The organism is Undibacterium sp. Rencai35W (genome assembly GCF_049340185.1).
In the GTDB taxonomy this organism is placed as follows: Bacteria; Pseudomonadota; Gammaproteobacteria; order Burkholderiales; family Burkholderiaceae_D; genus Undibacterium.
This window is the reverse complement of record NZ_JBMPPC010000003.1, coordinates 173,076-188,989: the sequence shown is the minus strand read 5'-3', so window position 1 is coordinate 188,989 and position 15,914 is coordinate 173,076. Positions and strand designations below refer to the sequence as shown.

The 15,914-nt window shown below is 49.6% G+C and carries 15 protein-coding genes; 10 read left to right on the top strand and 5 right to left on the bottom strand.

Features of this window, described 5'->3' with window-relative positions; all coding sequences use genetic code 11:
• Window positions 1–179 precede the first annotated feature (179 nt).
• The 9 genes from ACO0K3_RS07880 (at window position 180) to ACO0K3_RS07840 (ending at window position 10,154) form a co-directional block, all read left to right on the top strand.
• Window positions 180–623 carry a YidB family protein gene (locus ACO0K3_RS07880; protein ID WP_422983453.1) on the top strand — a complete coding sequence of 148 codons (444 nt, stop codon included), beginning with the start codon at window positions 180–182 and terminating at the stop codon, window positions 621–623.
• A gap of 399 nt (window positions 624–1,022) precedes the next feature.
• A complete protein-coding gene (locus ACO0K3_RS07875; RefSeq protein WP_422983451.1) occupies window positions 1,023–2,180 on the top strand; it encodes a methyltransferase in 1,158 nt (385 codons plus the stop codon).
• 90 nt (window positions 2,181–2,270) lie between these two features.
• Window positions 2,271–2,870: a YceI family protein gene (locus ACO0K3_RS07870; RefSeq protein WP_422983449.1), complete on the top strand. Its 600-nt coding sequence runs from the start codon at window positions 2,271–2,273 to the stop codon at window positions 2,868–2,870.
• Window positions 2,871–3,262: 392 nt separating this feature from the next.
• A complete protein-coding gene (locus ACO0K3_RS07865) occupies window positions 3,263–4,240 on the top strand; it encodes a bifunctional riboflavin kinase/FAD synthetase (protein ID WP_422983447.1) in 978 nt (325 codons plus the stop codon).
• Window positions 4,241–4,349: 109 nt separating this feature from the next.
• Window positions 4,350–7,226 carry an isoleucine--tRNA ligase gene (ileS, locus tag ACO0K3_RS07860; protein WP_422983445.1) on the top strand — a complete coding sequence of 959 codons (2,877 nt, stop codon included), beginning with the start codon at window positions 4,350–4,352 and terminating at the stop codon, window positions 7,224–7,226.
• Window positions 7,227–7,369: 143 nt separating this feature from the next.
• Window positions 7,370–7,888 (top strand): signal peptidase II, encoded by a 519-nt coding sequence (lspA, locus tag ACO0K3_RS07855; protein ID WP_422983443.1) that lies wholly within the window; start codon window positions 7,370–7,372, stop codon window positions 7,886–7,888.
• Window positions 7,889–7,897: 9 nt separating this feature from the next.
• A complete protein-coding gene (coaBC, locus tag ACO0K3_RS07850; RefSeq protein WP_422983442.1) occupies window positions 7,898–9,100 on the top strand; it encodes a bifunctional phosphopantothenoylcysteine decarboxylase/phosphopantothenate--cysteine ligase CoaBC in 1,203 nt (400 codons plus the stop codon).
• Window positions 9,101–9,154: 54 nt separating this feature from the next.
• Entirely contained in the window at window positions 9,155–9,604 is a 450-nt protein-coding gene (gene dut, locus ACO0K3_RS07845; protein ID WP_422983440.1) for a dUTP diphosphatase, read from the top strand.
• Window positions 9,605–9,641: 37 nt separating this feature from the next.
• Complete coding sequence (locus ACO0K3_RS07840; RefSeq protein ID WP_422983438.1) at window positions 9,642–10,154, top strand: GNAT family N-acetyltransferase; 513 nt, start codon at window positions 9,642–9,644, stop codon at window positions 10,152–10,154.
• 100 nt (window positions 10,155–10,254) lie between these two features.
• Here ACO0K3_RS07840 and ACO0K3_RS07835 read toward each other — a convergent pair whose 3' ends face one another.
• From ACO0K3_RS07835 to clpS, 3 genes are all read right to left on the bottom strand, one after another.
• Window positions 10,255–10,533 carry a hypothetical protein gene (locus ACO0K3_RS07835; protein ID WP_422983436.1) on the bottom strand — a complete coding sequence of 93 codons (279 nt, stop codon included), beginning with the start codon at window positions 10,531–10,533 and terminating at the stop codon, window positions 10,255–10,257.
• Window positions 10,534–10,620: 87 nt separating this feature from the next.
• The gene (clpA, locus tag ACO0K3_RS07830; RefSeq protein ID WP_422956127.1) at window positions 10,621–12,921 is read right to left on the bottom strand and encodes an ATP-dependent Clp protease ATP-binding subunit ClpA; all 2,301 of its coding nucleotides are present in this window, start codon (window positions 12,919–12,921) and stop codon (window positions 10,621–10,623) included.
• Entirely contained in the window at window positions 12,918–13,226 is a 309-nt protein-coding gene (gene clpS, locus ACO0K3_RS07825; protein ID WP_262835813.1) for an ATP-dependent Clp protease adapter ClpS, read from the bottom strand. The genes clpA and clpS overlap by 4 nt, the downstream gene beginning before the upstream one ends.
• A gap of 532 nt (window positions 13,227–13,758) precedes the next feature.
• Here clpS and cspE point away from each other — a divergent pair.
• Window positions 13,759–13,962 carry a transcription antiterminator/RNA stability regulator CspE gene (gene cspE, locus ACO0K3_RS07820; RefSeq protein ID WP_126129050.1) on the top strand — a complete coding sequence of 68 codons (204 nt, stop codon included), beginning with the start codon at window positions 13,759–13,761 and terminating at the stop codon, window positions 13,960–13,962.
• A 116-nt stretch (window positions 13,963–14,078) separates the two neighbouring features.
• Here cspE and rpiA read toward each other — a convergent pair whose 3' ends face one another.
• Window positions 14,079–14,750, bottom strand: coding sequence for a ribose-5-phosphate isomerase RpiA (rpiA, locus tag ACO0K3_RS07815; RefSeq protein ID WP_422983434.1), 672 nt, complete (start codon window positions 14,748–14,750; stop codon window positions 14,079–14,081).
• A gap of 103 nt (window positions 14,751–14,853) precedes the next feature.
• A complete protein-coding gene (locus ACO0K3_RS07810) occupies window positions 14,854–15,894 on the bottom strand; it encodes a serine/threonine protein kinase (RefSeq protein WP_422984035.1) in 1,041 nt (346 codons plus the stop codon).
• Window positions 15,895–15,914 lie beyond the last annotated feature (20 nt).

Genomic DNA, 15,914 nt, shown 5'->3' with positions numbered 1-15,914 from the left:
ATTCCATGAAAAAATATCGCTTAACGCAAGCGCCCGGACTTTTGTCACTAACGGTGCAAACGAAAAATACCCGTTAGCACTATTCATACAAAGTTCACAATTACATTAATCTTTTAGTATTAATATGGTGGCTATTACTGTTGTAATGTGATTCATCCACCACCTCAGAAAGGGATTGTATGGGACTTCTAGACGCAGCATTAGGTATGTTGGGCGGCAACGCGGATCAAGGCAATGATCCTAAAGCCATGTTGATACAAGCAGCGCTAGGCATGCTGACCAATAATCAATCGGGAGGCTCAGGAGGAACAGGCGGCCTGACTAGTCTGATTAGCGCCTTTCAAAATTCGGGCATGAGTGACATCGTCAATTCATGGGTCAGCACCGGACATAATTTGCCGATTTCAGCAGAGCAGATTCAAAGCGCACTCGGTGGCGGTCAGCTAGCGCATCTGGCGGCAGCGGCAGGATTATCGCAAGATGGTGCCGCCGGACATCTGGCAGAAATCTTGCCGGGTCTGGTCGACAAACTGACTCCGCACGGTGAAGTCTCTGAATCAGGCTTTGGTGATCTGGGTAGTATCCTGCAACAAGTATCCGGCGCCTTCCTGAACAAAAACTAATACTTCAAACTAATACTTTACGATGCCGGATAAACGCTTATCTGGCATCGCCTTTCCGCTAACAAAGTACTTGCGACCCGGGTGACTGTTACAGAGTCACCATCGTCCGGCCGCAATCACATTTATAACTACATTCATAATCACATTCAATTCCCTCAGGCGCTATCCATATACTAGATGGGAGTACATGTATTTTCATACCTTAATCCGCAATGATTACAAGGTGATTTAAATATACTCCCCTTTATTTTCATTTATCTTAAGCAGAATCTCCGTCAGCACAGTCAGCCGCCGTAAGCTACGCACAACACAGCTTCACACCGCACCGGCTCGTCACAATCCATAGAGGCCGCAGGCAATCTCGGTTACACTCTGCGCTTTATTGCAAGTGAGCTGGCCATGAGTGACTTCCCCGTAATTAGCTGGATTGAAAACGATCAGCCCCATCAGGCTCGCTGGCATTCCGAAAGCGGTGCTCCTGCACCAAAACGCGTACAGATCGCCGACGACCGCATGACTGCCGAATCGGCCTACAGACTTGCTTGCGAAGGTACCGGATTGCTCTGGCGTGGCGACTACCAAAATGCACGACAACTGCTGCAAGCGCTGGCACGCCGGATCGATAAAAAACCCGCTAAATCACGCAAAACCGAGAAAACACCTGCGACGCTGACCGAGGCATTTCATTTACATCGTCAGTCACAATCGCAGCGCGCTCGCGTACTGGCGATGCTACTGATTCCGTTCAATGCCGACTACAGCATTCCATTGCGGCGTGCGCCCGATGTCAGTCTGGCATGTAGTGAAGCTTATGGCCCGGCAGATCATGACAGCACCGCATTCGTTGCATCTCTCAGAGAATTACTGGGACTCGTCGGTGCACACGAATGGCGAAAAAATGGTGTCGACATACCCGCATTAGGTCAGCGCATCCACCCTTATTACGGCGTCTTCTCCCCTGTACGAGGCGAATATCTGGACCTGCTAGCCAAAGCACCACTACCTGGTAAAGCACTGGCATTTGATATCGGCACCGGCACCGGCGTCATCTCAGCTGTGCTTGCACAACGTGGTGTGCAACGCATCGTCGCTACCGACCAGGACGATCGTGCACTCAGTTGCGCCCGCGACAATCTGCAACGCTTAGGCATGTCCGATCGGGTTGAAGTGATCAAAACCAATTTATTCCCACCGGGCCGCGCAGCACTGGTCGTCTGCAATCCACCATGGGTTCCCGCACGCCCTAATTCGCCGATAGAACACGCTGTTTACGATCAGGACAGCAGCATGTTGCGCGGCTTTTTATCTGGTGCCGCAGAACATCTGGAACCTGGCGGAGAAGCCTGGCTGATCATGTCCGATCTGGCGGAGCATCTGGGATTACGCACGTCTGCAGAGTTGTGGTCATGGATAGATGCCGGTGGCCTAGAAGTCGCCGGTAAAATGGACATCAAACCACGGCACGGCAAAGCCACCGACCCCACCGATCCTTTGCACGCGGCGCGCTCTGCTGAGGTCACCTCGTTGTGGCGTTTAAAAACAAAAGTATCAAAATAAGATAAAGTGAAACTGCTACATATAATCAATATCATTCACGGCAAGCAGTTTGCACTCAACAGCTTGTCGCACTACCCTACCGGATTCAAGATGCGACGTGCTTTCTTCAGTCTGCTGGTGTATCACCTGGTTGCTTGGGCGATCGCAATCAGCTCACTCGTTTCGGCTAGCTCCTTCGCCGCAGACCGCTATGTCATCGATCCCGAACATACTTTTTCAGTCTTTGAATACAGTCACTGGGGTTTGTCCTTGCAGCGCGGGCGATTTGACAAAAACAGCGGTGTAATTGAACTCGATTTGGCGAATAAAACCGGCTCTGTACAAATCGATATTGATGCCAGCTCTGTCAGTACCGGCGTTGCCGTGTTCGACAACAATCTGCGCTCAGCGAGTTTTTTCGATGCAGCGCAGTTTCCGACGATTGCTTTCAAATCTACCAGCTTGCGGTTTGACGACAATGCCAAGCTGACTAGCATCGATGGCGAGCTCACCATCAAAGGCGTGACCCGTCCCGCTAAATTCGAGCTGACGCAATTCAATTGCCGCTTTATGGTCCTGTATCTAAAATCAGCCTGTGGCGCAAATGGCTCTACCAAAATCCTCCGCAGCGATTTCAACGTGGGTCGTTATGTCCCATTCGTCAGTGATGAGGTGACTTTGTATTTCAGTGTCGAGGCAATTAAAGAGTAATACGGACCAGCTTGCATAATTTGGTACGAATTATGCACAGAATAAGTAACGAATAAGTAACAAATAAGCAATAGATAAGTGCAAAAAAATGCAGCAAATCTGCTGATGTTTTTTGTAAAACACGCTCAATTGTCTCCATATTCCGTGATGCCGACGTCATTTTTCAGTGTCAGTAACATGACTCTACCCTGCCGCGCAGTAAAGATATGGAAGTCCCCTGTATGCCAACCACTAATGGCTTAGTGATCGCCTCGCCTCTGGTTTTGGACGATTTTTTGCGCATCTTACTAACTATTCGGTACTGAAAGCCCTTGTTTCCTCAGCCATAAGGCAAAACCATTTGAGAAAGCATTTATAATCGAAGGTTTTTGCAGCAGTTTTCCTCAAACAATATGAAGGTATTTCGCGGACTCCCCAATGCTGCCTCACGTGCACCCTGCGCACTGGCGATAGGCAACTTTGATGGCGTGCATCTTGGACATCAAGTTTTGTTGTCCCATTTGCGCGCGGCCGCTACACGCCTCAAGGTCGATGCGGCGGTCATGACGTTTGAACCGCACCCGCGCGCTTTTTTTGCGCAACTGTCCGGCGACCTGAGCAAAGCGCCAACGCGCATCGCCAATCTGCGCGACAACATGGCGTCACTGGACGCCGCCGGCATTGATCGCGTGATTGTGGAACATTTCAATGCCCACTTCGCATCTTTGTCACCGCAGGATTTTATTGAAAAAATTCTGGTGCAAGGCCTGCATGTCAAATGGCTCATGGTAGGCGAAGATTTTCGTTACGGCGCCAGACGTGCAGGCGATATCGACATGCTCATTGAGGCGGGCAAACTACACGGCTTTGAAGTCGTCACACTGCCCGCGGTGCAACACAAGGGGGAGCGCATTTCCTCCTCCGCCGTACGTGCTGCGCTGGCGGCAGGGAACTTTGCGGAATCAACACATCTGCTCGGCCGTCCTTACCGTATCTCAGGCCATGTCGTGCATGGGCAAAAGCTAGGCCGAACAATTGGCTTCCCTACCTTAAATGTACGGATTGCGCATCACCGCCCTGCTTTGCAAGGTATCTTTATCGTTCAGGTACATGGTCTGTCTGAGCAAGCGTTGCCAGCCGTCGCCAGCCTCGGCGTGCGTCCTACTGTCGACGACAGTGGCCGCGTACTGCTGGAAACCCATGTCTTTGATTACAGCGGCAATGCCTATGGCAAAGTAGTTCAGATCGAGTTCCTGCAAAAGCTGCGTGACGAAGAAAAATATATCGATCTGCCGACTCTGACCGAAGCCATCGAACGTGATGCCGAACAAGCCAGAGCCTATTTTCGCAATCGCGCCACGGGCGCCATCTCTGCTACCGACCGAATTTGAAGATCACGTCCCGCCATTCGATTCATCTGTAATTGAATTGATTGGCATTGCGTAGTCTTTACAACATAGTCAAAAAAATACTCAAAGAATATCCAACTTAAAGAAAATTATGTCTAACGAAAAGTCAGCAAAAGTCGCCAGCAAGTACCCAGTCAATATGACGGAAACCTCGTTCCCGATGCGCGGCGATCTCGCCAAACGCGAGCCCCAATGGGTCAAGCAATGGCAAGACAAAAAAATCTATCAGCGTATCCGCAAGGCGTCGGTTAACCGTCCAAAATTTATCCTGCATGACGGCCCGCCGTATGCCAACGGTGACATCCACATCGGTCACGCCGTCAACAAGATCCTGAAAGACATGATCGTCAAAGCACGCAATATGGCGGGCTTTGACGCACAGTACGTACCGGGCTGGGATTGCCACGGCATGCCAATCGAAATCCAGATCGAAAAACTGTACGGTAAAAATCTGCCCGTCGCCGAAGTACAGGCCAAAGCCCGTGCGTATGCAAATGAACAGATCGAACGCCAAAAAGTAGACTTTATCCGTCTCGGCGTTCTGGGTGAATGGGATAATCCTTACAAAACTATGAATTTCGGCAATGAAGCCGACGAAATCCGTGCACTCGGCAAATTACTTGAAAAAGGTTACGTGTATCGCGGCCTGAAACCAGTCAACTGGTGTTTTGATTGCGGCTCCGCACTGGCCGAAGCAGAAGTCGAATACGAAAACAAACGCGATCCGTCCATCGACGTCGGCTTCCCATTTGCGGAGCACGATAAGATTGCTGCAGCGTTTAAACTCGCCAAGCTGCCTGTCGACAAAGGCTATTGCGTGATCTGGACCACGACGCCGTGGACCATCCCATCCAATCAAGCATTGAACATGCATCCGGAAATCACTTACGCATTAGTCGAGACCGTACGTGAGGGCGAACCGACCTTGCTGATTCTGGCCAACGACCTGGTGGAAGCATCGCTGAGCAATTACGGTCTTGAGGGTAAAGTCATCGCAACCTGTCTCGGCGCTGATTTATCCGAAATCAACTTTAGACATCCCTTTGCCGACTTGGATATTGGTTTAGGCGATTCTTACAACAGAAATTCTCCAGTTTATCTTGGCGAGTACGTAACAATTGACAGTGGAACTGGTGTTGTCCATTCAGCACCCGCTTACGGTATCGAAGATTTCCAATCCTGCAAAGCGCACGGCATGAAGGATGATGCAATCATCGCCCCAGTGATGGGCGACGGTAAATTCGCTTCGTGGTTACCTCATTTTGCAGGCATGACCATCTGGGAAGCGTCCAAACCGATCTGTGACAAACTCAAAGAGGCGGGTGCCTTGTTCTCGCTAAAGATGTTTGATCACAGCTACATGCACTGCTGGCGTCATAAAACGCCAATCATCTACCGCGCCACATCGCAGTGGTTTGCGAGCATGGACAATACGCCGAAAGATGGTGGCAACAGCCTGCGTCAAACTGCATTGAAAGCAATCGACGAGACCGCATTTTTCCCGGCATGGGGCAAAGCGCGTCTGCATGGCATGATTGCCAATCGTCCGGACTGGACACTGTCACGTCAGCGTCAATGGGGCGTGCCGATGGCGTTTTTCTTGCATAAAGAAACTGGCCAATTGCATCCGCGTACACCCGAATTATTGGAGCAAATCGCCAAGCGCGTAGAAACGGAAGGCATCGAAGCCTGGCAAAAAATCGAAGTCGCCGATTTGCTTGGTGACGAAGCCGATATGTATGTCAAAAACCGCGATACGCTGGATGTCTGGTTTGATTCCGGCACGACGCATTACACAGTCTTGCGCGGTTCGCACAAAGAACAATCACAGTTCCCTGCCGACTTGTATCTGGAAGGTTCAGATCAGCATCGCGGCTGGTTCCATTCGTCTTTGCTGACAGCATCGATGCTGGATGGTCGTGCGCCATATAAAGCCTTGCTGACACACGGTTTTGTCGTCGATGGCGAAGGCAAGAAAATGTCTAAGTCCAAAGGTAACGTTGTCGCGCCACAAAAAATTTCGGACACCTTGGGTGCAGATATCTTGCGTTTATGGGTCGCTGCAACCGATTATTCCGGCGAGCTCTCTATCTCTGACGAGATCTTGAAACGTGTAACGGAATCTTATCGCCGTATCCGCAACACCCTGCGCTTCCTGCTGGCAAACACGTCTGACTTCAATCCTGCAACGGATGCAGTGGCATTGAACGAGATGCTGGAAATCGACCGTTATGCGATCGCAAATATGGCTGCTTTGCAAGCCGATATCCTCGCGCATTATGAGCAGTTTGAATTCCATCCGGTGGTCGCAAAATTGCAGTCATTCTGCTCGGAAGATCTGGGAGGTTTCTATCTCGACATCCTGAAAGACCGTCTGTACACAAGCGGAACGACATCTGCCGCACGCCGCTCTGCACAGACCGCGATCTGGCATATCACGCAAAGTTTGCTGCGTCTGATGGCGCCTACTTTATCTTTCACGGCCGAAGAGGCCTGGGCAAGTTTTGCGAGTAAAGAAGCCTATACAGACAGTGATGAAACTATCTTCACGCAACTGTATTACGCTCTGCCCGTGATCGATAATGCGGCTGCACTGATGGAAAAATATACAGCCTTGCGTACGATACGTACAGACGTCACCAAACAATTGGAAGAGGTTCGTGTTGCCGGTGGCATCGGTGCCTCGCTGCAAGCGGAGGTGACGATTAAAGCAAGCGGTGCAAAATTCGATTTGCTACAAAGCTTTGCAGATGACCTGCGCTTCGTGTTGATTACCTCGGCTGCAACGGTAGAGCAGGTCGCGTCAGAGGCAGAAGAAGCCGTGATCGTGACTCCATCAGCAAATCAAAAATGTGAACGCTGCTGGCACTATCGTGCGGACGTTGGCACGCATGCGGAGCACACAGGCTTGTGCGGTCGCTGTGTCAGTAATTTGTTCGGTACAGGCGAAGCACGTCAATTTGCGTGATACTGCGAGATTACTGTTTCAAGATCGTCGCTTCAAGGTTTTTAGCTCCCTCTTTCGCAACAGCGACAGAGGGCTGGGATAAGGGAATTACGTGACAACATGTCTGCGCATTTCCCTTACCGGAATACATTTCATCTCACTCTATGGCAACTAAAAAACGTAATTCGTTTTCTACCGTCTCCAAATCTTCTGGCAGCTCACTAGTGCCGTGGCTCGGCCTGGCAAGCATCATTATCTTGCTTGATCAACTCAGCAAAATTACGATCACCAAGTTATTTACTTTGGGCGAAGCGCTGCCGCTGACTTCTTTTTTTAATCTGGTGCTTGCTTATAACAAAGGGGCTGCATTCAGCTTTCTGGCTGCTGAATCTGGCTGGCAGCGCTACCTGTTCACGGCGATCGGAGTCGTTGCAGCTCTGGTGATTACTTATCTAATCAGACAAAATGCGGGACAACGTTTATTTTGCTGGGCACTGTCATTGATTATGGGTGGTGCACTGGGCAATGTGATCGACCGCTTGATGTATGGTCATGTGATTGATTTTCTTGACTTTCACTACAAAGAAATTTATCACTTCCCTGCTTTTAATATTGCGGACAGTGCTATCTGTATCGGTGCTGCCTTGTTTATTCTCGATGAATTACGCCGCGTCAAAAAATAAGGAACCATCATGCGACTCGCTGGCAAAAAAATTGTCCTAGGCTTAACCGGCGGTATTGCCTGCTACAAAGTCGCAGAGCTGACGCGTGGCCTTACCAAGGCTGGCGCATCCGTGCACATCGTCATGACACAGAGCGCCACACAATTTATTACGCCGGTAACGATGCAGGCCCTGTCCGGCAATACCGTCTATACCGACCAATGGGATGCACGCATCCCTAACAATATGCCGCATATCGACCTGACACGCGGTGCTGATGCGATTGTGATTGCACCCTGTAGTACAAATTTTATTGCGAAGCTGGCGCACGGTGCATGCGACGATTTGCTGTCCACCTTGTGTGTCGCCAGACCACATCATGTTCCCCTCCTGATTGCGCCAGCAATGAACGTAGAAATGTGGCTCAATCCGGCAACCCAGCGCAATGTCACGCAAGTCAAAGCTGACGGCATCAAGGTGCTGGGACCAGCCGCCGGTGAGCAAGCCTGTGGCGAAGTCGGCATGGGACGCATGCTGGAGGCAGATCAACTGCTGACTGAAATTATTGCATCGTTTCAAGCCAAAACATTGGCAGGAAAATCTGTTCTGATCACTGCGGGGCCTACATTTGAACCGATTGATCCAGTGAGAGGGATCACTAATCTATCTTCGGGGAAAATGGGTTACGCGATTGCACAGGCTGCGTGGGAGGCTGGCGCTGACGTCACGTTAATCTCTGGGCCGACTGCCTTAGATGCGCCGTATGGCGTGCGCAAGGTGCAGACACAGACTGCGCAGCAAATGCATGACGCTGTGATGGTCGAGCTTGCGGCGCATCACCAGCACGTGTTCATTGCCGTTGCCGCCGTCGCCGACTGGCGAGTAGCCAATGCCAGCTCTCAAAAAATTAAAAAAACCAGTGACAGCGATACGCCGCAACTACAATTCGCACAAAATCCCGATATTCTCGCCAGCGTCGCCGCCCTCGCTGAACCGCCCTATTGTGTCGGCTTTGCAGCAGAATCAGAAAATCTGCTGGAATATGGCGCAGTAAAGCGGGCAAAGAAAAACGTACCGCTGCTAGTCGGCAATATTGGTCATCACACGTTCGGCAAAGATGAAAATGAATTAGTTTTATTCGACGTAAACGGCCACAAAGCCTTACCACGTGCGGATAAGCACACTCTCGCGATTCAGTTAATTCAAGAAATCACTCAAAGAATATCGAAGTAAATCGCAATATCTGAACGCTCAAATCAAACAAACACTTTACGCAGAAATAACAGAATGAAAAATATCGACCTCAAAGTTCTCGACGCCCGCATGAAAGACCAATTGCCAGCTTATGGCACACCTGGCAGCGCTGGCCTCGACCTGCGCGCCTGCATCGATGCCCCCGTCACGATTAAACCAGGCGAGACCGTATTAATTCCAACTGGTCTGGCGATCCATATTGGCGATCCCGGCTACGCAGCAATGATATTGCCACGCAGCGGAATGGGCCACAAAAACGGCATCGTACTGGGCAATCTGGTCGGTCTGATCGATTCTGATTATCAGGGACAACTCATGGTATCAACCTGGAATCGCGGACAACATGAATTCACCTTGCAACCAATGGAAAGACTCGCGCAACTGATCATCGTTCCGGTATTACAAGTCGGCTTCAATATTGTCGAAGAGTTCGGCGACAGCGAGCGTGGCGAAGGTGGGTTTGGCAGTACGGGGAAACATTAAGCCTTGGCATTACCAGCGCTCAGATGAAAAAAGCGTAATGATCTTCACTGACAATCAGGTTGCCATATGCGTTGCCACCAAAGCAGATCTGTATCGTATAGAGAACATGATGCAGTTCTACAACTATGATTTTAGCGAATGGCATGACATTGATTTAAGTGAGACAGGACTCTTTCGGCTACAACCCAAAGAAGCATACTGGAGCCAATCTAATGTAAAGCCATTTCTAATCAAAATGAATGACAAGCTGGCTGGATTTGCGGTGATAGATGATGAGCTCACCCATGACAGTAGCAATTACAATCTTGACTATTTTTTCATCTTACGACGCTATCGTGGCAAAGGCATAGCGCAAGCTGCTATCGAATTACTATTGAATCAGTTTAAAGGTAATTGGGAAATTTACTCCCTCCGTCAAAATGCGATAGCAGAAAAATTCTGGCGCAAAATCTTAACTCAATTTCTGGGATATGTAGTCGAGTCTACTGACATAAAAATTCACGGGGAAGACAGTTGCTTATTCAGATTTAACTCAATGAAGACAGAGTAAGGTAACAGCTACATAAACTGTTGCTTCATACTAAAAAATAAAGCCTCTGAATTCACATTCAAAGGCTTTTTTTATTGCTGGCTGCTTACAACCAAAGCTACTATTTCTTCATCTTACGACTGCGGCCAGCAGATTCACGCAATATGGTGTAATTCCATTCATCGTTATGCAAGCCTGAATCGGTGTTAACACTCACCCTGAAAGTATCATCCTCATCTTTGAGTCTCTGTCCCAAAGCAACGTGCTTCTTAGACACATCATGTCGCTCATAGACATCGACTTCAACCTGACTGCCCTCTAACGCAGCTTGTGACAGTACCGAATCTATTGTCTTCGCTGTATATTCCAGTACGTACGTTGGTAGCGTGAGACCGCCCATATTTTTCTCCTTAGCACAAATAATTTTAATTGTTGCTACACCAAAACCAGGTAAATCTCACTGCCGGAACATACAACAAAAACTAAGCTATTCGACTTCTACCACTTCCTGAGATGCTGCAGGTGGAGTTGCATCGCCTTCTGAAAATTCAAGTTTGATCTGATCTTTATCATCCAGATCAACGATAACACGACCGCCACTGACGAGCTTACCAAACAATAACTCGTCCGCCAACGCCTTACGTATCATATCCTGTATCAAACGTGCCATTGGTCTTGCACCCATCAATGGGTCAAATCCTTTTTTACCAAGGAATTTACGTAAATTCTCGGTGAAAGTTGCTTCGACTTTTTTCTCATGCAATTGCTCTTCCAACTGCATCAGGAACTTATCGACGACACGCAGGATGATTTCTTCATCGAGTGCACGGAAGCTGATGATCGCATCCAACCGATTACGGAACTCTGGCGTGAACATACGTTTGATATCGGCCATCTCATCGCCAGCTTCTTTGCTGTCGTTGAAGCCGATAGAACGCTTCTGCAAGCTCTCCGCACCCGCATTGGTGGTCATGATAATGATCACATTGCGGAAGTCTGCCTTACGACCATTGTTATCGGTCAGAGTACCGTGATCCATGACCTGCAACAGGATGTTGAATACATCCGGATGCGCTTTCTCAATCTCGTCGAGCAACAGAACGGAGTGCGGTTTTTTATTGATCGCCTCAGTCAGCAGGCCACCCTGATCAAAACCGACATAACCCGGCGGCGCGCCGATCAAACGGCTGACTGCGTGGCGCTCCATGTATTCCGACATGTCGAAACGGATCAGTTCAATACCAAGCGTGAATGCCAGTTGCTTGGCGACCTCTGTTTTACCGACACCAGTCGGACCAGAGAACAAGAAGGAGCCAATTGGTTTATCTGTTTTACCCAGACCCGCACGTGCCATCTTGATCGCTGACGACAAGGCATCGATCGCAGGCTCCTGGCCGAATACAACATTTTTCAGGTCACGGTCAATCGTCTGCAATTTGCTGCGATCATCCTGATTCACCGTTTGTGGCGGGATACGGGCGATCTTGGCAATGATGTCTTCGATATCAGCCTTGCCGATCGTTTTCTTTTGCTTCGATTTTGGCAATATGCGCTGCGCTGCACCTGCTTCATCAATCACGTCAATTGCTTTATCGGGCAAATGACGATCATTGATAAAGCGTGCTGACAATTCTGCTGCCGTTGTCAGTGCGGATGCTGAATATTTAACGTTGTGATGTTCTTCGAACTTCGATTTGAGGCCGCGCAAGATCTGCACGGTTTGCTCCACCGTCGGTTCATTGACATCGATTTTCTGGAAGCGACGCGATAGTGCGTGGTCTTTTTCAAAGACACCGCGATATTCTGTGTATGTGGTCGCACCGATACATTTCAACTGGCCGTTCGACAAGGCCGGTTTTAGTAAATTGGACGCGTCTAAGGTACCGCCAGAAGCAGAGCCTGCCCCAATAATGGTGTGAATCTCGTCGATGAAGAGAATGCCGTTAGGCGTATCTTTCAACTGTTTGAGCACCCCTTTGAGACGCAACTCAAAATCTCCACGGTATTTGGTACCGGCTAGCAACGCCCCCATATCAAGCGAGTACACAACAGCATTTTGTAACACGTCAGGAACATCGCTTTGCGTAATGCGCCATGCCAGGCCTTCAGCAATCGCTGTTTTACCCACGCCAGCCTCACCGACCAGCAAAGGATTATTTTTACGGCGACGGCACAAGATCTGAATGACACGCTCAACTTCGCTGTCGCGACCGATCAGAGGATCGATGCGACCTTCAGCTGCCGCTTTGTTCAAATTCTGAGTAAACTGATCGAGAGGATTTTCTTTTGGCTGACCTTCTGCTTGCGCCTCTTCACTGCCCTCTGGCGCTTTTTGCGGCTCAGCCTGCTGATCCTTGCGCACTCCGTGGGAAATGAAATTGACGACGTCCAGACGTGTTACGCCCTGCTGATGCAGGTAGTACACGGCATGCGAATCCTTCTCGCCAAAAATAGCGACAAGGACATTTGCGCCAGTCACTTCTTTTTTGCCATTGGACGCAGACTGAACATGCATAATCGCACGTTGAATCACACGCTGAAAACCCAGGGTAGGCTGCGTGTCCACCTCGCTCGTGCCAGGCACGGTCGGCGTGTTATCGCTGATAAAGTTGCTGAGAGATTTGCGCAGATCTTCAATATTCACGGCACAAGCTCGCATTACTTCGGCAGCGGAAGGATTATCCAGCAAGGCAAGCAACAGGTGCTCCACCGTGATGAACTCATAACGAGCCTGCCTGGCTTCTACAAACGCCATGTGCAGGCTGACTTCCAGTTCTTGCGCAATCATACTTCCTCCATCACACATTGCAGGGGGTGCCCTGCCTTACGAGCGTGCGTTAACACGAGTTCCACTTTGGTTAAAGCGATATCCTTCGAATACACTCCGCATATCCCTTTACCATCTCGATGTACCTTGAGCATGATCTGCATCGCGGTTTCGCGGTCTTTATTAAAGTACTCCTGAATGATGGCCACGACAAATTCCATTGGCGTGTAGTCATCATTGAGCAGTGTTACCTGGTACATGGAGGGCGGCTTGAGCTTTTGCTCCTGCTTCTCCAATAAAGTACCGTTTCCTTGCTTGTTTCCCATACGTCTATTCTAGTACGTTGATCTGGTCGAGAGTCAAATAATAAACGAATAAAAAGAGGCTTAATTGATCAATGAGACATGATTAAGTCTGACTCTTCTCAGATGTTACGCGTTTTCAGTGTTTTTCGCAGATGGTGCCTAAAATCAATTACTCAAGCCCGAGTTATATCGTAATTCATTGACCCGAAAAAAAAGCCTACCTTTTTCGGGCGAAGTCCGAGCATTTTGCTGCGCCGCACTCTTTGACAGGGTAAATTTATTAAAATACTGTCAATTTTTGTAGCTTTTTACAGCAAGCTTATGCAAACCAGAGATTGCCTCGGATTATTGTCATTAAATAAAAAAACAACAGTGTTACATATAGCAACAAAATCTCTTGACTTTACTTTTTTTTCCGCCAAGAATGATATTTATTGACAAGACAACGTAGTAATTAGTCAATAGAAGTGAGCAAGTTTAGGAGGAGGCGGCGTTACGCTAGGTTTCTTGCTTTTACGGCTCGTGTGATTAGTTTATATTTGAAAGATGCATTATGGCAACAGGTACCGTCAAGTGGTTCAATGATTCCAAAGGCTTCGGCTTTATCACTCCGGATGACGGCGGTGAGGATTTGTTCGCCCACTTTTCCGCAATCCAAATGAACGGCTTCAAGACCCTCAAAGAAGGTCAAAAAGTACAGTTCGAAGTCACGCAAGGCCCTAAAGGCAAGCAAGCTTCCAACATCCAAAATCCTTAATCTCACTGATTAAGCTTTTGATAAAAAGCCCCGCTTCGGCGGGGCTTTTTTTATTGGCAAATTATTCCCAATGCATCTCAACGCATTTCAATGTCTCTCAATACCATTTTGAGCGACTAAAAAGTAAGCGACTTGACGCCCTCAGAAGTCCCCAGCAAACACACATTCGCCCCTTGCTTCGCAAACAGCCCCACCGTCACCACACCGACAATATTGTTCATCTCAGCTTCCATCACGACTGGATCGGCAATGTGCAGTCCATGCACATCGATGATCACATTGCCGTTATCTGTCAATAAAGGCAGGCCATCTTTTGAGCGCAAACGCGCTTCGCCACCAATGGCATTCAGTTTGCGCATAACGACGGCTTGCGCCATCGGGATGACCTCAACCGGCAAGGGGAATTTACCCAGCAGATCAACCAGTTTCGACCCGTCGGCAATACAGATAAACTTATCAGCGACCGACGCCACGATTTTTTCACGGGTGAGCGCTGCGCCACCGCCTTTGATCATGGCACCTTGCGGCGTGATTTCGTCTGCGCCATCGATATATACAGGCATTGAACTAACCTCATTCAGATCGAATACGCTGATTCCATGAGCGCGCAGGCGTGCTGCGGTAGCTTCTGAGGAGGCGACAGCACCTTTAATCTTGTGTTTGATACTGGCCAGTTCATCGATGAAAAAATTGGCGGTAGAGCCAGTGCCGACGCCGACAATGCTGCCTTCGACAACGTAATGAATGGCGGCTTGGGCAACGGCTAGTTTGAGTTCGTCCTGAGTCATGATGCGCATTTCAAAAGTAAGGGAATGGCAGCATTTTAACGGATCACACTCTGGTGATTACCATAAGCTGGCAGAAAATCTGCACAATCCCTCGATATCCGCCTCAAACCACCAATGGCGGCTCATCCATCAAGGCGACCTGCTCTCGCAGTTCCAATATCCGGTCTTGCCAGTAACGCTGGGTGTTAAACCACGGGAATGCTTGCTTGAATGCAGGGTCATCCCAGCGCTGTGCCAGCCAGGCGGAATAATGCAACATACGCAAGCTGCGCAGAGCCTCGATCAGATGCAACTGACGCGGCTGAAACTCGGCAAAATCTTCGTAACCAAACAAAATATCGCTGAACTGCGCAGTCATCTCGGCGCGTGTACCAGACAGCAGCAACCATAAATCCTGAATCGCCGGCCCCATACGACTATCGTCAAAATCGACAAAATGCGGACCGGCGTCGGTCCACAACACATTCCCCAGATGGCAATCGCCATGCAAACGAATCATCGCCACCTCGCCTGCGCGCTCGTAGCAACGTGCCACACCATCCAACACCAGACCACTGACACTTGTATAAGCCGCCACCAGATCCGTCGGAATACACTGCTGCGCCAGCAAATACGCACGCGGCTCATGCCCGAAGCTATGGAGATCGAGATTGCCCCGGTGCGGGTAACTCTGTTGTGCACCTGCCGCATGAATGCGACCGATAAAACGCCCCAGCCATTCACGGGTATCGGCCTGATCAAGCTCCGGCGCACGGCCACCCTGCCTTGGGAAAACCGCAAAGCGAAAGCCCTGATGCGCCAGCAGGCTGCGACCTTCCGCAGAGACCAAGGCGGGAACCACCGGGATCTCCAGCGCATGCAACTCACTTACGAAGGCATGCTCCTCAAGAATCGCCTCATCCGTCCAGCGATGCGGCCGGTAAAATTTGGCGATCACCGGCGGGCCGTCGTCCATGCCAAGCTGATAGACACGGTTCTCATAGCTGTTCAGCGCCAATAAACGGCCATCGCAGTGAAAACCCGCTTCATGCATCGCGTCCAGCACACATTCCGGCGTCAAGCCTGCAAATGCGTGGGGCGACGAATCCGGAGCGGCACTGTCTAAAGCGCCAGCGGATATACCCTCTGTCGTAGCGAGGTTAATTTCAGGTGTAGTCATAGAGC